Origin of the sequence: Nonomuraea ceibae, from assembly GCF_019396325.1 — a bacterium.
GTDB lineage: Bacteria > Actinomycetota > Actinomycetes > Streptosporangiales > Streptosporangiaceae > Nonomuraea > Nonomuraea ceibae.
Genome location: NZ_JAHKRO010000004.1, coordinates 87,231 through 104,545, shown reverse-complemented (window position 1 = coordinate 104,545; position 17,315 = coordinate 87,231). Strand labels below are relative to the sequence as shown.

Here is a 17,315-nt window from a genome sequence, read left to right as displayed (position 1 = left end):
TGAGGGCGCCATGACGGTCGCGCTGTCCAGGGTGCCGGTGTTGCCTGCCGCGCGGGCGCGGCGTGGCTACGGGTGGGTGCCGGCGGTGCTGGTGGCCGTGGCCGCCGTGGTGGTGCTGTGGCACCACGGCGTGCCACTGCAGGACCTCGGCGCTTTCGCCGGCTACGTCGGGCTCGGGGTGATGCTGCCCGGGACGCTGCTCTGGCGGGCGCTGGGGCCCGGGGGCGGGTCGCTGCCCGCCGACCTGGCCGCCGGGCTGGCGCTCGGCTACGCGATCGAGGTGCTGGTCTACCTGCCGGCGCGGGCGCTCGGGGCGCCGCTCGCGGTGGCCGCCTGGCCGGTGCTGACCGTCGTGGCGTTCCTGGCGGTGCCGAAGCTGCGGCGCCACTGGCGCGGCTCGGGCGTACGGGTGCCGCTGTGGTGGGCGTGGGCCATGTCGGGCGTCGTCGGCTATCTGCTCGCCTGGAGCGCCCGGCAGTTCTACGCGGTGCATGGGCTGACCTGGCCGGGCAACGCCGGCCCCTACGTCGACATGCACTACCACCTGGCGCTTCTCGGCGAGGTCCGGCATCACGTGCCGCCGCAGTTCCCGTCGGTGCTGGGTGAGCCGCTGTCCTACCACTGGTTCGTCTACGCGGAGATGGCCGCGACGAGCTGGCTGACCGGGATCGAGCCGCAGACGCTGCTCTACCGGCTGAGCGTGCTGCCGATGCTGGCGGCGACGATGGTGCTGCTCGGGGTGACCGGGTGGCGGCTGGCCGGGCGGGCCTGGGCGGGGGTGGCGTCCGTGGTGGCCGCCTGTCTGGCGTGCTCGCCGGCGCTGCCGGCCGGGAGCGTGGAGCTGTTCCCGGCGATGTCGCCGTTCAGCGCCTGGCTGAGCCCCACGCAGACGTTCGGGGCGTTGCTGTTCGCGCCGGTGGTGCTCGCGCTGATCGCCTACCTGCGCGACGGGCGCGGGCGGTGGCTGGTCGTGGGGGTGCTGCTGCTCGCGCTCACCGGGGCCAAGGCGACCTACCTGCCGCTGCTGGTGGCCGGGCTGGCGGTGGTGCTGGGGGTGCGGCTGCTGGTGGACCGGCGGGTGCACCGGCCCGCGCTGGCCGCCGCGGGGCTGGCCGTGGGCGGGCTGCTGGTGGCGCAGTTCGTGCTGTTCGCGCACGGGACCCAGGGCATGACGGTGACGCCGTTCGACACGATGCTGCGGCTGTGGCGGGCGGCGGCCGAGCTGAGCGACCCGGAGATGGCGCAGCTCCCCGTGGGGCCGGCGCTGGCGCTCGCGGGACTCCACGTGGGCGCGCTGGCGTGCGTGTGGTCGGGCATCGCGGGGCTCGCGCTGTGGCGGGGGTGGGACCCGGGGGTGTTGTTGCTCGGCGGCATCGGGGCCGCCGGGGTGGGGGCCGTGCTGGTGTTCGGGCATCCGGCCGCCTCCCAGCTCTACTTCCTGACCAGCGCGAAGCCCTACCTGGCGATCCTGGCGGTCGCGGGGGCCGGGGCGCTGCTGCGGGCCTTCCCCGGGGCGTGGCGGGTCGCGGCGGGCGCGCTGGCCGCCGGGGCGGGGCTGGCGGTGCTGGTGGCGGAGACGCTCGGCGTCGAGATTCCGGCGCGGGAGCTGCGGCTCGCCGACGTCGCGCTGCCGTACCTGGTGCTGGGGGGTGTGCTGGTCGTCGCCGGGGCGGCGGTGGCGGTGTGGCGCAGGCCGGTCGCGGCGGTGGTGGTGGCGGCGCTGGCGTGCGGCTACACGGTGCCGGCGGCGGCGGTCAAGGCGGTGCGGCAGGTCGGGCCGGGCGGGCAGTTCCGGCAGATGATGCCCGAAGGGGGCATGGAGGCGGCGCGGTGGCTGCGCGACCACTCCGGGCCGGGCGACGTGGTGGCCACCAACCTGCACTGCCGGCCGACCGTGCGGCGGCACTGCGACGCCCGGCACTACTGGGTGTCGGGCTACAGCGAGCGGCGGGTGCTGGTCGAGGGGTGGGCGTACGCGATGAGCACGCTCCGGCGGGCGCCCGAGACGAGGGAGTCCTATCTGCGGATCGGGTTCGCCGATCCGTTGCGACTGGCGGTGAACGACGCGGCCTTCCAGACGCCCTCGGAACACACCATCGGGCGGCTGGCCCAGAAATACGGGGTCAGGTGGCTGTTCGTGGAGGGGGTCCGGGAGTCGCCGGATGTCGGGAGGTTCGCCCGGTTGCGTTTCCACAAGGGGGACTGCGCGGTCTATGAGGTGATCGGCGGGTAAAGACCTGGCCTGGTCCGTGCCCGGTGCGCGGAAATCAACCGGCCCGGCCCGTTCCGCCCGCCCACCATTTTCCCCAGGACCAGCGACGAGGGGAACCCATGGACACGCGCTTGCGCGCAGGCACCGTCGTCGACGCGCCCGCCCGGCTCGCGACCGTCGACATCGTCATTCCCGTCTACAACGAGGAACGCGCGCTGCCCGGCTGCGTGCGCACGCTCACCGCGTTCCTGGACGACTCCTTCCCGATGCCGTGGCGCATCACGATCGTGGACAACGGCAGCACCGACGCCACCTGGCAGATCGCCCAGGCGCTCGCCTCGGGGCACAGCCGGGTGCACGCCAGGCGGCTGGAGATCGCCGGGCGGGGCGCGGCGCTGAAGGCGGCCTGGCGTGACAGCCCGGCCGACATCGTCGCGTACATGGACGTGGACCTGTCCACCGGGCTCGGCGCGCTGTTCCCGATGGTGGCGTCGCTGGCCAGCGGCCACTCCGAGATCGCCATCGGCACCCGGCTCGCGCACACCGCCCGCACCCGCCGCTCGGTCAAGCGGGAGGTGATCTCGCGCGTCTACAACGCGCTGCTGCGGGTCGGCTTCGGGGCCCGGTTCAGCGACGCGCAGTGCGGGTTCAAGGCGGCGCGGGCCGACGTGATCAGGCCGCTGATGGACCGGGTCGAGGACGACGCCTGGTTCTTCGACACCGAGCTGCTCCTGCTCGCCGAGCACAACGGGCTGCGCGTGCACGAGGTGCCGGTCGACTGGGTGGAGGACCTGGACTCGCGGGTCCGGGTGGTCCGCACGGCCGTGGCCGACCTGAAGGGGCTGGCCCGGCTGACCTGGTCGATGTCCACCGGGCGGGCCACCGTCGACGTGGCCGGGCCCGCCGAGCTCGCGCCCGTCCACCCGGACGCCGTGGTGGCCGAGCCGAAGGTGGCCAAGCTGGTCAAGTTCGCCGCCGTCGGAGCGTTCACCTCGGTCCTGTACGCGCTGCTCTACCTGCCGCTCAGGGAGGTGCTGGAGCCCGCGCTGTGCAACCTGGCGGCGCTCGTGCTCACCGGGGTGGTCAACACCGAGGCCAATCGCCGCTGGACGTTCGGCAGGCGGGGCGGCAAGCGTACCGGGATGCATCTGCGGGCGGCGGCGGTGTTCCTGTCGAACTACGCCGTCACCACCGCGGTGGTGGTGGGGCTGGCCCCGGCGGCGGGGCGGCTGTTCGAGGTCGCCGCGGTCGTCGCCACCTACGGCGTGCTCACCCTGTTGCGTTTCATCGCCCTCGACCGCTGGGTTTTCGCCCGCACACGGAGTTGATGCATTGTGGACGTCACCGAGATCCGGCAGCTCGTCGCGCTGGAGCAGACCCACTGGTGGTACCGGGAGCGGCGGGCGATCCTGCGCGCCGAGCTGCGGCGGCTGGCCCGCCACGGCCGTCCCGGGCGGGCGCTCGACCTGGGCGCGGCGGGCGGCGGCAACACGCGCGTGCTCGTGGAGGAGGGCTGGGACGCGACCGCGGCCGACTGCTCGGAGGAGGCCGTGGAGGTCGCCAGGCAGCGCGGGCTGCGGGCGATGGTCGCCGACGCCCGGTGGCCTCCGGTGGAGTCGGCCAGCGTCGACCTGGTGACGGCGTTCGACGTGCTCGAACACGTCGAGGAGGACTACCTGGTCACCGAGCAGATGGCGCGGGTGCTGCGGCCGGGCGGGCACGCGCTGATCGCGGTGCCGTGCGACATGTCGCTGTGGTCGGAGCACGACGACGCCGTCGGGCACCTGCGCCGCTACGACCGCGCCTCGTTGACCACCGTCGTGGAGAAGGCGGGGCTGCGGGTGGAGCGGGTGTGGAGCTGGAACGTGCTGCTGCGCCCGCTGGTCGCCCGGCACCGGCGCGGATCGACGGGCAGTGACCTGCGCAAGCTGCCGTTCCTGGTGAACGCGGGGCTGTCGGCGGTCGTGATCGCAGAACGGTACCTTCCGGTCAAATCATGCAAAGGCGTAACACTGTTCCTACGGGCCCGGCTGGGCGGATGATCCCGGCGATACAGTGGAGCATGTGCTGATCCACGGCTTGCTCTCCGTCTCCTTGCTGGTCTCCGGCGCCCCCGCCGGCGCCTCACAGGCGAAGATCGACTGTGCCAGGGTCAAGTGCCTGGCGCTCACGTTCGACGACGGGCCCGGCAAGACCACGCCGGCCCTGCTCGACCTGCTCAAGAAGGAACGGGTCAAGGCCACGTTCTTCCTGGTCGGCAACAAGGTGGAGGAGCGTCCGGCCATCGCCAGGCGCACCGCCCGAGAGGGTCACGCGATCGGCAACCACACCTACTCGCACCCGTCGCTGCCGACGCTGTTCGACGACGACGTCCTCGACGAGCTCGGCGCCACCCAGGAGGCCATCGAGAAGGCCACCGGCCGGGCGCCGTCGATGTTCCGGCCGCCCTACGGGCACACCGACGACCGGGTGCTCCACCTGGCCTCCCAGCACGACCTGGCGCAGGTGATGTGGACCGGCACCACCCTCGACTGGGACCTGCGCGACGCCAGGAAGATCAAGGCCGCGGTGCTCCGGCTGGCCAAGCGCGACGGCGTGATCCTCATGCACGACACGGTCCCGGCGACGGTCAAGGCCATGCCGGGGATCGTCAAGGAGCTGAAGAAGCGCGGCTACCACCTGGTCACGGTGCCGGCGCTGCTGCGCGGCAAGAAGCCGGAGCCGGGCGCCAGCTACCCGTCCTGACCCGGGGCGAAGGCGCGCAGCGTGGCCTCGACGAGGGCGTCGGCGTAGTCGTCCGTCAGCGGGCCGGAGCGGTGCAGCCAGCGGTGATACAGGGGGGCGTAGAGGATCTCCAGCACCAGGTCGAGGTCGGCGTCGGCATCGAGCTGGCCGGCCCGCTGGGCGCTGCGGAGCCGTTCCTTCTTGATCTCGTCCACGGGGTGGGCGAGTTTCTCCCGATACTGGGCGGCGAGGCCGGGGTCGCCGATGATCTCCTGGTTGAGCGCCCGGATCGGCGCGTCGAAGGCGGGGTCGGCCAGCTCGGCGACCGTGGCCCGCATGACGAGCTTGAGATCGGCCGCCAGGTCGCCGGTGTCGGGCAGCGCCATGTTCTCGCCGGCCGGGTCCTGGCTGAGGGCCAGGAAGGAGTCGAAGACCACGGCGCCCTTCGACGGCCACCAGCGGTAGATGGTCTGCTTGCCGACGCCCGCCCGCGCCGCGATGGCCTCGATCGAGACCTTGGCGTAGCCCAGCTCGGAGATCAGCTCGCGGGCGGCCTGGAGGATCGCCTGCCGGGAGCGCTCGCTGCGGCGGGCGGGGTTCGGCTTCTTGGACTCGGGCATGGGGTCAGGCTACCACCTTGGTGAGACGGTACGTCTCGTCTTGGTGAGATCGGTCAGAGGAGAGGATGGACTTCCGGGTGGGTGCGCCACCAGCGGGTGAAGGCCGGATTGTCCTCCACGTGATCCTCGAAGGCGCGGGCCAGGCCCCGGTAGACGGCGGCTGCGGCGGTGGCGCTGAGCCGGTCGCGGCGCCAGGCCAGGATGAGGCGGGCGACCTGGGGCTCCCCGGCGAGCGGGCGGACGACCGTGCCTTCGGGCTCGGGCCAGGTGGGGTCGACCAGACGGATGCCGTGCCCGGCCGCGACCAGGGGGCGGCCCGCGCCGCTGGGGGCGTCGTAGCGGACGTCGGGCTCGAACCCGGCGGCGCGGCAGGAGGCGCGCAGCGCGGCCAGCGAGCCGTCGTCGGCACCGGGCGGGCTGATCCAGCGCTCGTTCCTGAGGTCGGCGAGGTCGATCTCAGGCTGCGAGGCCAGCGGGTGCTCCGCCGACAGCGCGACGAAGATCGGATAGCGCGGGACGAGCGTCCGGGTGACGACGGGCACGGTCAGCGGCACGTCGAAGCCCTCGATCATGCCCATGAGCGCGGCGTCGAGCTTGCCGTGGGCCAGGGCGTCGGCGAGCAGGACGGCGGACGGCTCGATCCGCAGCGAGATGGGCCGGCCGGGCAGCGCCTCGGTGACCCGGTCCACGACGCTGCCCACGCAGGCCAGGTGGACGCAGCCGAGCTGGAGCCCGGCGGTGGCGGCGCCGGTGTCGCGCAGGTCGCCGAAGAGCGCGTCGATTTCGGACAGGACGATTCTGGCCCGCGCGATGACCTGGCGGCCCAGCGGCGTCGGCTCGACACCGGCGTGGCTGCGGACGAAGAGCTCTCCCCCGACGCTCTCCTCGACCTTCCTGAGCTGATTGGTCATGGCGGGCTGCGACAGGCCGAGGCGGGCGGCGGCTCGGGTCACGCTGCCCGTCTCGGCGATCGCACAGACCATCCGGAGGTGCCTGAGGTCGAGGTCCATGACCAGAAATTAGGGCATACGCAACACTTATGCCCGGGTGTATGACCCACTTTGACCGATGACTTTCACACTCGGACCGACCTCGCATCCATGCGGATACCCCCCCCCCGGAGGTTCGTGTGCGCAAGCTGCTCCTGTTAACCGCCCTGCTCGTGCCCTTCGCGGTCGCGGCTCCGGCCGTGGCCGCGGCCGAGCCGCCGCCCGCCGCGACCGCTGCCGCGGCCACGATCGACGACCACGTACGCAAGGAGCCTCTGGCCCTCAAGGACCGGGCCCCGCTCCCCGCCTCCAAGGACGCGCTGCGGCGCGACTACGACGAACCCGCCGCGCCCGACGCCAGGACCGCCAAGGCCGCCGCCTGCTCGGTGAGCGACTTCACCAGCCGTACCGGCAGCGCGCTCGTCCAGCAGATCAAGGCGTCCACCACCGAGTGCGTCGGCACCCTGTTCAGCCTGACGGGCCGGGACGCGAACCTGGCCTTCCGCGAGTCGCAGATGGTCAGCGTCGCGTACGCGCTGCGCGACAGCGGCGCGAGCTACCCCGGCGACAACAGCACCGCCACCGCCCAGCTCGTGCTCTACCTGCGGGCCGGCTACTACGTCCAGTGGTACTACCCCGGCGACGTCGGCGCGTACGGCCAGACGCTGAAGACCGCCATCCAGGCCGGTCTGGACGCGTTCTTCGGCAACCCCCGATCGGGCACGGTCAGCGACGCCAACGGCGACGTGCTGTCGGAGGCGGTCACGCTGATCGACAGCGCCGCCGAGAACGACCGCTACCTGTACGTGGTCGAGCGCCTGCTCAACGACTACGACAGCTCGTACGACGGGTCGTGGTCGATGCTGAACGCGGTCAACAGCGTCTACACCGTGCTGTTCCGTGGGCACCAGCTCCCGGCGTTCGTCGCGGCGGTGCGGGCGGATCGCGGGGTGCTCGACACGCTGACCTCGTTCGCGACGCGCCACCTGGCGCTGCTCGGCACCGACAACGGCTACCTGACCTCGAACGCGGGCCGCGAGCTGGCCCGGTTCCTCCAGCACGCCGACCTGCGGGCCACGGTCCGGCCGCTGGCGCGCGACCTGCTCACGCGCAGCTCCATCACCGGCGCCACCGCTCCCCTGTGGGTCGGCGTCGCCGAGATGGCCGACTTCTACGACGGGCCGAACTGCTCCTACTACGGCGTCTGCAACCTGCAGGAGCGGCTGGCGGCCGAGGTGCTGCCCGTCACCCACGCCTGCAGCCCCAGCATCAGGATCCGCGCCCAGCAGATGACCTCCGCGCAGCTCGACGGCAGCTGCTCCAGCCTGGCCGGGCAGGACGCGTTCTTCCACGACGTGGCGCGCGACAACGGCCCGGTCGCCGGTGACCGCAACACCACGCTGGAGGTCGTGGTGTTCGACTCCAGCGCCGACTACCAGACGTACGCGGGCGCGATGTTCGGCATCGACACCGACAACGGCGGCATGTACCTGGAGGGCGACCCGTCGGCGACGGGCAACCAGCCGCGGTTCATCGCCTACGAGGCCGAGTGGCTGCGCCCCGACTTCCAGATCTGGAACCTCAACCACGAGTACACCCACTACCTCGACGGCCGCTTCAACATGCACGGCGACTTCTCGGCCGGGGTCAGCACGCCGACGATCTGGTGGATCGAGGGCTTCGCCGAGTACGTGTCGTACTCGTACCGGAACCTGGCCTACGACGCGGCGATCGCGGAGGCGGCCAAGCGCACGTACGGGCTGTCGACGCTGTGGAACACCACCTATTCGCACGATTCGACCCGCGTGTACCGGTGGGGCTACCTGGCCGTCCGCTACATGTTCGAGCGGCATCCGGCCGACGTGGCCACCGTGCTGGGCTCGTACCGGACGGGCGCGTGGAGCACCGCGCGGACGTTCCTGACCAGCACGATCGGCAGCCGGTACGACGCTGACTGGAACACCTGGCTGGGCTCGCTCGGCAACGGCGGCTCGACGCCGTCGGCGGGGTTCACGTACGCGGCGAGCGGGCTGACGGCGTCGTTCACCGACACCTCGACCGGGACGATCGCCGCCCGGCGCTGGGACTTCGGCGACGGTGGCTCGGCCACGTCGGCCAACCCGTCCCACACGTACGCCTCGGCGGGCACGTACTCGGTCAGCCTGACGGTCACCGGCGAGGGCGGCCGCACCGACACCACGAGCAAGCAGGTCACGGTCACGGCGGCGGCGGAGTGCACCGGCACGGACCCGAGGCAGCTCGGCCAGGACTGCCGGCGCAGCGGCCTGTCGGCGTCCGCGGGGAACTACGCCTATCTGTACCTGTACGTGCCGGCGGGCACGGCGAGGCTCACCCTGACCTCGTCGGGCGGCACCGGTGACGCGGACCTGTACTACAGCGGCAGCTCCTGGGCCACCACGTCGTCCTACACGCAGCGGGCGACGGGCGCGGGCAACGCGCACACGCTGACGGTCGTCAACCCGGCGCCCGGCTACCACTACGTCAGCCTGTACGGGGCCAAGGCGTTCTCGGGCGCGGCGGTGACGACGGACTTCTGACCGGCCTCACCTTGACTCCCGGGGCCGTCCGGTCCCGGGAGTCGCCGTGTTCAGCCGGCCGGGCTGAGGGTCCAGACCAGCTCGTGGTTGAGCGGGCCCGGCACCGCCAGGATGTCGCCGAACTCGCTGGCCAGGGGCGCGAGCTGGGAGGCGTAGCAGAGCACGGCCCGCCGTTTGGCGCCCCACGCCTGCGCGTCCAGCCGCTCGGCCCGGTGCGGGCTGATCGACTCCAGCGCGCGCAGCGGCGCGCCGGCGCGCGGGTGCTCGGTGAGCGCCCGCGACGCCGCCCCGGTGCCCCACTCGCGCACGATCGACGCGTACGGCAGGTCGGCGTAGATCCACGGGGCCGGGCCGCCGGTGCTCGCCAGCGTCTTCAGCGCCTGGTCGCGGACCTGGAGGTGGGCGCTGTTGCCGATGCCCATCGGCAGCAGGACCTGGGTGGCGGGCCCGGCGTGCGCGGCCAGGCAGTCCTCCAGGCCGTCCAGCCACGTCCCCGCGGCGGGCGCGTCGGGGTGGTCGAGCGCGATCTGCTCCACGCCGAGCGCCGCGCAGGCGCGGGCGTCCTCCGCGCGGCGCTCGCGTACGGCCTCGCCCGTCGAGGTGAACCCGCACAGCCGGTCCCACGCCGACGGGCCCCGGTCGTCGCCCTCCTCGGCGGCCGGTCCGCCGAAGACGGTGACGATCGCGGCCGGTCGCGGCAGCGTGGCCAGCACGCCCGCGACGGACAGCGCGGCGTCGTCGAAGTGCGGGGAGACCACCAGCGTCCGGAAGCTCATGCCCGCCTCCCGCCCCGCGTCAGGACCAGCCCGCGGCTGCCGCGTTTGCGCAGGTAGGCGCGGCCGTCGCAGACGAACTCCAGCGCGGGCGCGGCCAGCTCGCAGCGTTCGGCGACGGTCCACTCCGACTGCTCGCGCACCCACGGCCACACGGTGTCGTTGAGCCGCTCGGCGGCCAGCGAGATCAGCAGCAGGTCCGTGGGCAGCCGGTGCAGCAGGTCGAGGTCCTGGCCGTAGTAGAGCATCTCGCTCAGCAGGTACGCGCCGGATGGGCCGGCCTTGGCCAGCTCCTCCAGGCCGTCGGGCGTGGCCAGGACGCCCGGCACGGTCTCCAGGCGGGCGCGGAAGGCGGGGTTCGGCTCGGCGGCGTGCACGGTGTAGCCCTTGTCGGCCAGCCGCCGGGAGAGCGCTCCCTCGCAGGGCCCGACTTCAACCAGGGGGCCGTCGCCAGGGAACCACCAGCGGGCGACCCAAGCGGCGGTCGCGTCCAGCCGGGCGACCTCGTACGCGGAGGTCTCGAACTCCCACGGATCGGTCACCTGGGCGGCGTCGTCGCTCAGGCTGGCGGTCAGCGCGTACAGTCGGTCGGCCGGCTCCCGCTCCAGGCGGGCGAACCGCTCGACGGCGGGCACCCGTTCGGTGGTGACGAGCCGGTCGGGCACCCGGCTGTTGAGCAGCGCCCCGGCGTGCGCGACGACGAAGCCGACCTTGGCCGCGACCTCGGCCCCGTCCAGCGCCTCGGCGCGCTCGGCGACGAGCTGGAGGTGCGGGTTGTCGCCGACCGCGCAGGCGGCGGTCCCGGCGGCCTGGACGACACTCCTGCCGTAGCGGGCCCGGCGGGCCCGGTGGTCGGCGGGCGAATGCGTCCACACCTGCGGCTCCGGCAGCTCGCGCAGCCGGTCCGCGACCGTGTCCGGAGTGGGGAGCGGGGCGGTGTTGCGGCCCGGGTCCACGTACGGCGCGAGCAGCGCCAGCCGTTCGGCGAGCGGGGTTCCGCCCGGCAGGACGACGTGCTCCGCCTGCGTGCCGATCAGCACGTGGACGTCGTCGGCGGCGTGACGGGTCAGGACGGACAGGAAATCCAGGGCGACGTCTTCGGAATGCAGCACTGCGACGACCGGTGTCATGGCGGGTCCCCCGTGATCCGGTGAGGTGACGTTATTGTAAAGATTCTTGTCAGTTGCAGCATAAGGGTCGCGGGGGCTGAGCGAAAGATCCTCTTATGTGGGGATGATCTCGCTGTGAAGGAAGCGGCGAGCGATGAGTTCTCTCCCGCACGCGAGTCATACCCGACGAATCCAAACGCCAGGAGGCCCCGCATGAGCATCACCGGCATACACACCGTAGGCGTCCCCGTCGGCGACCAGGACCGGGCACTGGACTTCTACGTCGGCACCCTGGGGCTGGACAAGCGCCTGGACGCGCCGGTCGAGCAGCTCGGCGGCCGATGGATCGAGGTGGCCCCGCCCGGCTCCGCGACCACCATCGCGCTCCTGCCCGGCGGCGCCCCCGGCGTCGAGACCGGCATCCGGCTCACCACCCCCGACGCCGCGGCCCTGCACCAGGAGCTGACCGGGCACGGCGCCGACGTGGGCGAGCTGCTGCGCTGGCCCGGCGTCCCGGCCATGTTCACGCTGCGCGACCCCGACGGCAACGGCCTCGAGATCGTCGAACAGGAGGCCGGCCGATGACCACCCTGGACAAGGAATTCACCGCCACCCTGCTCAAGAGCCCGAACGAGGGCGGCTGGACGTACGTGGTGATGCCCGGGTCAGCGGAGTTCTTCGGCACCCGCGGGCTCGTCAAGGTGCGCGGCACCATCGACGGGCAGCCGTTCCGCAGCTCGTTCATGGCCCTCGGCGACGGCACCCACAAACTGCCGGTGAAGGCCGCCCTCCGCGAACTGCTCGGCAAGGGGCCCGGCGACACCATCACCGTCCACCTGGAGGAACGACTCCGGTGAACGCCCCGGCGACCTGACGGGCCTCGGGAGCCCTGCCGACTCCCGGGGGACCGGGCTTTTCAGCGGGAGGTGGCTACTCCCACTCGATGGTGCCCGGGGGCTTGCTGGTCACGTCGACGACGACCCGGTTGACCTCGCGGACCTCGTTGGTGATGCGCGTCGAGATGCGCGACAGCACGTCGTACGGGACCCGGGCCCAGTCGGCGGTCATCGCGTCCTCGGAGGTGACCGGTCGCAGGACGACCGGGTGGCCGTAGGTGCGGCCGTCGCCCTGGACGCCGACCGAGCGGACGTCGGCGAGCAGGACGACCGGGCACTGCCAGATCTCCCGGTCGAGCCCGGCGCGCGACAGCTCCTCGCGGGCGATGGCGTCGGCCTCGCGCAGCAGGTCGAGGCGGTCGCGGGTGACTTCGCCGACGATGCGGATGGCGAGGCCGGGGCCGGGGAACGGCTGGCGCCAGACCATCGCGGCCGGCAGGCCGAGCTCCTCGCCGGCGCGGCGCACTTCGTCCTTGAACAGGGTGCGCAGCGGCTCGACGAGCGTGAACTGGAGGTCTTCCGGCAGGCCGCCGACGTTGTGGTGGGACTTGATGTTGGCGGTGCCGGTGCCGCCGCCGGACTCGACGACGTCGGGGTAGAGGGTGCCCTGGACGAGGAACTCGACGGGGCCGTCGGCCATGATGGCGCGCTGCTCGTCCTCGAAGACGCGGATGAACTCGCGGCCGATGATCTTGCGCTTCTCCTCGGGGTCGCTGACGCCTTCGAGGGCCTTGAGGAAGCGGTCGGCGGCGTCGACGACGCGCAGGTTGACGCCGGTGGCGGCGACGAAGTCGCGCTCGACCTGCTCGGCCTCGCCCTTGCGCAGCAGGCCGTGGTCGACGAAGACGCAGGTGAGGCGGTCGCCGATGGCGCGCTGGACGAGCGCGGCGGCCACGGCGGAGTCGACGCCGCCGGACAGGGCGCAGATGGCGCGGCCGTCGCCGACCTGCCGGCGCACGGCTTCGACGGAGTCTTCGACGATGTTGAGCATCGTCCAGGTGGGTCGGCAGCCCGCCGCGTCGAGGAAGTGCTTGAGCACGGCCTGGCCGTGCTCGGAGTGGAGCACCTCGGGGTGGAACTGGACGCCGTAGAGGCCGCGCTCGGGGTTTTCGAACGCGGCCACCGGGGTCTCGCTGGTCGAGGCGGTCACGGCGAAGCCGTCGGGGGCCGCCGCGACGCTGTCGCCGTGGGACATCCAGACCTGCTGGGTGGCCGGCAGGCCCGCGAAGATGACGCCTTCGTCGAGGACGTCGAGGGCGGTGCCGCCGTACTCGGCCACGCCGGTGCGCGCCACCTCGCCGCCGAGCGCCTGGGCCATGGCCTGGAACCCGTAGCAGATGCCGAACGTCGGCACCCCGGTGTCGAACAGGCCGTGGGGGACGGCGGGGGCGTTCTCGGCGTAGACCGAGGAGGGGCCGCCGGACAGGATGATGGCCTTGGGCCTCTTGGCCAGCATCTCCTCGACCGGCATCGTCGACGGGACGACCTCGGAGTAGACGTGGCACTCGCGCACCCGCCTCGCGATGAGCTGCGCGTACTGCGCGCCGAAGTCGACGACCAGTACCGTGTCGAATTCAGACACCGAAAGAGACCCCCCAAAGGCGAATGCGGTAATCCCAGTGTATCGGCCCCGGCCTCAGAGAATGGCGTCGAGGAGGCCCAGCGGCGGCGAGCCGAGATCGAACATCGCCTTGTGGAAGCGCTGCAGCGTGAAGGCGGCGCCCCACTCCTGCCGCGCCCGCTCGCGCAGGTCGAGGATGACCAGCTTGCCCCAGGTGTAGCGGCCGTAGGTCGGGTCGAACGAGGCGCGGCGGGCCTCCGACAGCGCGGCGGGCCCGGCGAGGTGGGTGTCGGCCTCGAAGCGCGCGGCGGCGTCCTCCACGGTCATGGCGCCGGTGTGCACGCCGATCGCGCAGGCGAGCCGGGTGACGCGGATGAGCGCCTCCACCCAGACGCCGATCTCGAAGCGCGGGTCCTCGGCCTCGAAGCCCTCCTCGACGCAGAGCTCCTCGGCGTAGTGGGCCCAGCCCTCGATGAACGACAGCGACTGCAGCAGCCGCCTGACGTCGGAGCCGGCGGCGCGCAGGGCCAGGCCGTGGGAGAAGTGGCCGGGCGCGACCTCGTGCACGTTGATGGCGGGCAGCGTGGTGTCGCTGAAGACCTCCAGCCACTCCTCCGCGTCCCGGGCCGGCCAGGACGGGTCGGGCGGGGTGATGTGGTACCAGGAGGGGCCCGCGGGCTCGCCGGGGGCGTTCCACGACATCATCGCCATCGCCCACCGGCGCGACTCGGGCGCGAGGCCGACCAGGCACTCGCCGTCGTGGTAGGGCACGAGGTCCTTCTCGCGGGTGAACGCTATCGCCTTCTCGGTGCCGATCCTGGCCGCCTCGATCACGCCGTCGGCGTCGGGGTGCTGCTTGACGAGCTCGCGTACGACGTCGAGCGGCGGGCGGCCGGCCTGGCCGAGGCGGGCGCAGGCGTCGGCGAGCCGGGCGAGCAGCCTGTCGCGTTCGGCGTCGGCGCGTTCGGCGAGCTTGCCCAGGTCCACGTCCAGGCCCTCGGCGGCGCCCATCAGGCGGGCCAGGGCGGGCCCGCCGAGCGCGGCGTCGGGGTCGCCGGCCCCGGCGGCGCGCTCGACGTGCGCGACGAGGTCGGCGTGGGCCTTCAGGGCGGCCTCATGGGTGACGCCGGCGGCCAGGCCCTTGACGGCGCCGAGCAGGGAGCGCGCGACGGGGGCGCTGACCTGGTCGAGGGAGGCGATCGCGTGGGAGACGGCCTCGGGCCACAGCGCGAGGTGGGCGGCCCTCGCGGCGGCGCGTTCGGCCTCGGGGGCGTAGTCGCGGTCGTAGCAGGCCAGGTCGAGGTTGGACAGATGGATGAGCGGGTTCTTGCGGTGCAGCTCCAGCTCGCCGAGCTGGACGCGCAGGCTCTCCTCGAACACGCCCAGGTGCCGCGCGTCGTACGGGTCGGCGGGGGCGTCGCCCTGGCCGAGGCGCGCCAGCCCGGTTCGGACGCCCTCGGGCGACAGGTCCTGGACGGCGCCGTCGTACTCGTGCCTGCCGCCGGCCTCACGGGCTTCGGCCATGATCAGATCGGTGATCGCGCGGAGTCTGGGCTGGAGTTCGGTCATGCCTCGGGAGGATAAGGGAGGACAAGCCGGATGAACATCCGCCGATGGGGCACATGGTGGACGTGAGCTGGGATGTCCGGGCACTCGACCTGTTGCAGGCGGGGCCGCCCACACCGCTGATCGAGTTCCCCGCCGGGGCGCCGGGGGTCCGCCTGCTGCTCAAGGACGAGTCCGCGCAGCCGACCGGGAGCCTGCGGCACCGGCATGCCCGTGCGCTGTTCCGGCAGGGGGTGCTCGACGGGCTGATCACCCGGGGGACGACCGTGGTGGAGGCCACGGGCGGGAACGCCGCCGTGGCGCAGGCGTGGTTCGCCCGGCGGCTCGCGCTGCCGTACGTGGTGATCATGCCGGGGAAGCGGTCGGAGGAGCGGGCGCGGCCGGTGGAGGAGCTCGGCGGGGAGTGCCGGTTCGTGTCGCCGCCCGCGGCGATCTACGACGTGGCACGGGAGGTGCCGGGGCACTTCCTCGACCAGTTCGGGCGGGCCGCCGAGCATGACCTCGCCATCGAGCTGTGCGCCCAGGTACGTCCGGACTGGGTGGTGGTGGGGGCCGGGACGGGAGCGACGTCGGCGACGCTGGGCCGTGTGCGCCGGGAGAGCGCCGGGGGCGAGGGGCCCCGGGTGGCCGTGGCGGATCCGGAGAACTCCGCCTATTTCCCCGGATGGACGCTGGACGTGCCCGACTACGCCACCGGGATGCCGTCGCGGATCGAGGGGATCGGGCGGCCCAGGATCGAGCCGGGGTTCCGGCCCGACCTCGTCGACCTGGTCATCCCGGTGCCCGACGCGGCGAGCGTGGCGGCGGCGCGGCTCATCCGCGAGGTGACCGGGCTGCCGGTGGGCGGGTCGTCGGGCACGGCGCTGTGGGCGGCGCTGGAGCTGGCGGAGCGGATGCGCGGGCGGGGCGAGAGCGGGACGGTGGTGTCGGTGCTCGGCGACGCCCAGGAGCGGCATCTGGCGACGTTTCATGACGACGGGTGGGCCGCCGCCAAGGGCCTGGACGTCCGGGGCTTCGAGGAGCGCCTGCGCGACCGTACGGGACTCACCCCAATGGGTGGCTGACCCAGACGTTCGGCTCGACGTAGACGGCGTAGTCCTGCTCCACGACGCAGTGGACGGGGCTCAGCGCGCCGGGGACCTCGATCGCGCCGGTGCGGTCGAACGGCAGGCCGGTCCAGCCGCGCCACTCGGCGAGCGTGCCCGGGACGACCATCGAGCGCGGCGCCACCTTGACGATCTTCCCGCCCGCGCGTACGTGGACACGCAGCCAGGCGTCGTACGGGAGGCCGTCGGGGCGGGTGCGGAAGGCGTACTCGGACATGGGGGTGTGCGGTTCGAGGTGCTTCCGGTTGGGCCGGACGGGGGCGACGAGCTCGGTGAAGCCGCGTTCGGCGGCGTGCCTGCGCATGGCGGCGACCATGCGCGGGGACAGGCCGGTGCCGAGCAGGTCGCTGCGGACGGTGATCTCCAGGGCGGAGATCCGGGTGGGCGTCGTGCCGCGCTCGCGGCCCAGCCAGGCGCGCCGGATCACGCCGTCCCAGCCGTCGTCGGGCAGCTCGGCGGACTCGCCGAGCGCGAACGGCACCATGCAGCCCCGCGCCGCCAGCCGCCCCGGCTCCTCGTCGCTGTCGGCCACCAGGACGTAGTCCGGGTAGGCGCGCACGCAGATCCCGTAGTAGAGGTCCGCGATGGGGTCGTTCAGCACGAACTCCTGCCAGGAGCTGTCCATGTTCCACAGCGACTCGGCGAACTCGGGACGCTCGGCCAGCGTCGTGATCCGGAGGGTCATGGGGATGAATGTTACATATCGGACGGCCGCTGGATCGGCTGATGCTCGGCCTTGAAGATCAGCGTGGTGTGCAGGTGGACGATTTCCGGCCGGATCAGGAACCGTTCCAGGCAGAGCCGGTGCAGGTGGTCGGCGTCGGCCACGGCCACGTGCACCAGGAAGTCCTCCGCGCCCGCCACGTGGAAGAGCGTGATCGTCTCCGGCAGGCCGAGCACGAACGAGCGCAACGGGTCCACGAGCTGGCTGGTGTGCGGGCGCACCCGCAGCGCGAGCAGCGCCTGGAGCGGGCGGCCGAGCCTGGCGGTGTCGACCGAGGCGCGGAACCCGGTGATGATGCCCCGGCGGCGCAGCGAGCGAACGCGTTCGAGCGCGGTGGAGGGCGCGACGCCGAGCCGCGCGGCCAGATCCTTGTTGGGCAGCCGCGCGTCCCTCTGCAATTCGGCGAGGATCGCCAGATCGACCGTATCCAGTTCGGCGTTCTGCATGGATATCGCCCTTCGATTCGGTCAGGCTAGC

At 72.8% G+C, this 17,315-nt stretch carries 16 protein-coding genes; 8 read left to right on the top strand and 8 right to left on the bottom strand.

Annotation, left to right across the window (positions count from 1 at the left end):
* The first annotated feature begins 10 nt into the window (after positions 1-10).
* The 4 genes from KME80_RS04560 to KME80_RS04545 all read left to right on the top strand — a co-directional run bounded on the left by KME80_RS04560 (position 11) and on the right by KME80_RS04545 (position 4,957).
* Complete coding sequence (locus KME80_RS04560; protein ID WP_219500570.1) at positions 11-2,233, top strand: hypothetical protein; 2,223 nt, start codon at positions 11-13, stop codon at positions 2,231-2,233.
* 98 nt (positions 2,234-2,331) lie between these two features.
* Positions 2,332-3,540 carry a glycosyltransferase gene (locus KME80_RS04555; protein ID WP_219500569.1) on the top strand — a complete coding sequence of 403 codons (1,209 nt, stop codon included), beginning with the start codon at positions 2,332-2,334 and terminating at the stop codon, positions 3,538-3,540.
* 6 nt (positions 3,541-3,546) lie between these two features.
* Positions 3,547-4,254: a class I SAM-dependent methyltransferase gene (locus KME80_RS04550; protein WP_219500567.1), complete on the top strand. Its 708-nt coding sequence runs from the start codon at positions 3,547-3,549 to the stop codon at positions 4,252-4,254.
* 22 nt (positions 4,255-4,276) lie between these two features.
* Positions 4,277-4,957 carry a polysaccharide deacetylase family protein gene (locus tag KME80_RS04545; RefSeq protein WP_219500565.1) on the top strand — a complete coding sequence of 227 codons (681 nt, stop codon included), beginning with the start codon at positions 4,277-4,279 and terminating at the stop codon, positions 4,955-4,957.
* Here the strand turns inward: KME80_RS04545 and KME80_RS04540 are convergent.
* Both KME80_RS04540 and KME80_RS04535 read right to left on the bottom strand, forming a co-directional pair.
* Positions 4,945-5,556: a TetR/AcrR family transcriptional regulator gene (locus KME80_RS04540; protein WP_219500563.1), complete on the bottom strand. Its 612-nt coding sequence runs from the start codon at positions 5,554-5,556 to the stop codon at positions 4,945-4,947. The genes KME80_RS04545 and KME80_RS04540 overlap by 13 nt on opposite strands.
* A gap of 53 nt (positions 5,557-5,609) precedes the next feature.
* On the bottom strand, positions 5,610-6,566 hold the full coding sequence (locus tag KME80_RS04535; RefSeq protein ID WP_219500560.1) for a LysR family transcriptional regulator: 957 nt from the start codon (positions 6,564-6,566) through the stop codon (positions 5,610-5,612).
* A 119-nt stretch (positions 6,567-6,685) separates the two neighbouring features.
* Between KME80_RS04535 and KME80_RS04530 the strand changes: the two genes are divergently transcribed.
* Positions 6,686-9,103, top strand: a complete 2,418-nt coding sequence (locus KME80_RS04530) for a collagenase (RefSeq protein WP_308125613.1) — start codon at positions 6,686-6,688, stop codon at positions 9,101-9,103.
* A gap of 50 nt (positions 9,104-9,153) precedes the next feature.
* Here KME80_RS04530 and KME80_RS04525 read toward each other — a convergent pair whose 3' ends face one another.
* Positions 9,154-9,879: a PIG-L deacetylase family protein gene (locus tag KME80_RS04525; RefSeq protein ID WP_219500558.1), complete on the bottom strand. Its 726-nt coding sequence runs from the start codon at positions 9,877-9,879 to the stop codon at positions 9,154-9,156.
* Positions 9,876-11,006: a hypothetical protein gene (locus KME80_RS04520; protein ID WP_219500555.1), complete on the bottom strand. Its 1,131-nt coding sequence runs from the start codon at positions 11,004-11,006 to the stop codon at positions 9,876-9,878. Before KME80_RS04520 ends, KME80_RS04525 begins: the two co-directional genes overlap by 4 nt.
* Before the next feature lie 192 nt (positions 11,007-11,198).
* Between KME80_RS04520 and KME80_RS04515 the strand changes: the two genes are divergently transcribed.
* Together KME80_RS04515 and KME80_RS04510 are read left to right on the top strand one after the other, a co-directional pair.
* Positions 11,199-11,570, top strand: a complete 372-nt coding sequence (locus tag KME80_RS04515; protein ID WP_219500553.1) for a VOC family protein — start codon at positions 11,199-11,201, stop codon at positions 11,568-11,570.
* Entirely contained in the window at positions 11,567-11,842 is a 276-nt protein-coding gene (locus KME80_RS04510; protein ID WP_219500551.1) for a DUF1905 domain-containing protein, read from the top strand. Before KME80_RS04515 ends, KME80_RS04510 begins: the two co-directional genes overlap by 4 nt.
* A 73-nt stretch (positions 11,843-11,915) precedes the next feature.
* Here KME80_RS04510 and guaA read toward each other — a convergent pair whose 3' ends face one another.
* Both guaA and KME80_RS04500 read right to left on the bottom strand, forming a co-directional pair.
* On the bottom strand, positions 11,916-13,463 hold the full coding sequence (gene guaA / locus KME80_RS04505) for a glutamine-hydrolyzing GMP synthase (RefSeq protein ID WP_219500549.1): 1,548 nt from the start codon (positions 13,461-13,463) through the stop codon (positions 11,916-11,918).
* A gap of 54 nt (positions 13,464-13,517) precedes the next feature.
* Positions 13,518-15,011, bottom strand: a complete 1,494-nt coding sequence (locus KME80_RS04500) for a DUF885 family protein (RefSeq protein WP_219500547.1) — start codon at positions 15,009-15,011, stop codon at positions 13,518-13,520.
* Positions 15,012-15,055: 44 nt separating this feature from the next.
* Between KME80_RS04500 and KME80_RS04495 the strand changes: the two genes are divergently transcribed.
* Entirely contained in the window at positions 15,056-16,072 is a 1,017-nt protein-coding gene (locus tag KME80_RS04495) for a PLP-dependent cysteine synthase family protein (RefSeq protein WP_246643998.1), read from the top strand.
* On the opposite strand, the gene KME80_RS04490 is transcribed toward KME80_RS04495, so the two are convergent.
* Positions 16,053-16,799: an N-acetyltransferase gene (locus KME80_RS04490; protein WP_219500545.1), complete on the bottom strand. Its 747-nt coding sequence runs from the start codon at positions 16,797-16,799 to the stop codon at positions 16,053-16,055. The two genes, KME80_RS04495 and KME80_RS04490, sit on opposite strands and share 20 nt — an antisense overlap.
* A gap of 11 nt (positions 16,800-16,810) precedes the next feature.
* The gene (locus KME80_RS04485) at positions 16,811-17,284 is read right to left on the bottom strand and encodes an Lrp/AsnC family transcriptional regulator (RefSeq protein ID WP_219500543.1); all 474 of its coding nucleotides are present in this window, start codon (positions 17,282-17,284) and stop codon (positions 16,811-16,813) included.
* Between the last annotated feature and the right edge of the window lie 31 nt (positions 17,285-17,315).

Coding starts and splice junctions, on each gene's coding strand:
- KME80_RS04495 (WP_246643998.1), top strand. CDS start 15,056: ATGGGGCACATGGTGGACGTGAGCTGGGATGTCCGGGCACTCGACCTG.
- KME80_RS04515 (WP_219500553.1), top strand. CDS start 11,199: ATGAGCATCACCGGCATACACACCGTAGGCGTCCCCGTCGGCGACCAG.
- KME80_RS04500 (WP_219500547.1), bottom strand. CDS start 15,011: ATGACCGAACTCCAGCCCAGACTCCGCGCGATCACCGATCTGATCATG.
- KME80_RS04510 (WP_219500551.1), top strand. CDS start 11,567: ATGACCACCCTGGACAAGGAATTCACCGCCACCCTGCTCAAGAGCCCG.
- KME80_RS04520 (WP_219500555.1), bottom strand. CDS start 11,006: ATGACACCGGTCGTCGCAGTGCTGCATTCCGAAGACGTCGCCCTGGAT.
- KME80_RS04540 (WP_219500563.1), bottom strand. CDS start 5,556: ATGCCCGAGTCCAAGAAGCCGAACCCCGCCCGCCGCAGCGAGCGCTCC.
- KME80_RS04490 (WP_219500545.1), bottom strand. CDS start 16,799: ATGACCCTCCGGATCACGACGCTGGCCGAGCGTCCCGAGTTCGCCGAG.
- KME80_RS04555 (WP_219500569.1), top strand. CDS start 2,332: ATGGACACGCGCTTGCGCGCAGGCACCGTCGTCGACGCGCCCGCCCGG.
- KME80_RS04535 (WP_219500560.1), bottom strand. CDS start 6,566: ATGGACCTCGACCTCAGGCACCTCCGGATGGTCTGTGCGATCGCCGAG.
- KME80_RS04560 (WP_219500570.1), top strand. CDS start 11: ATGACGGTCGCGCTGTCCAGGGTGCCGGTGTTGCCTGCCGCGCGGGCG.
- KME80_RS04485 (WP_219500543.1), bottom strand. CDS start 17,284: ATGCAGAACGCCGAACTGGATACGGTCGATCTGGCGATCCTCGCCGAA.
- KME80_RS04525 (WP_219500558.1), bottom strand. CDS start 9,879: ATGAGCTTCCGGACGCTGGTGGTCTCCCCGCACTTCGACGACGCCGCG.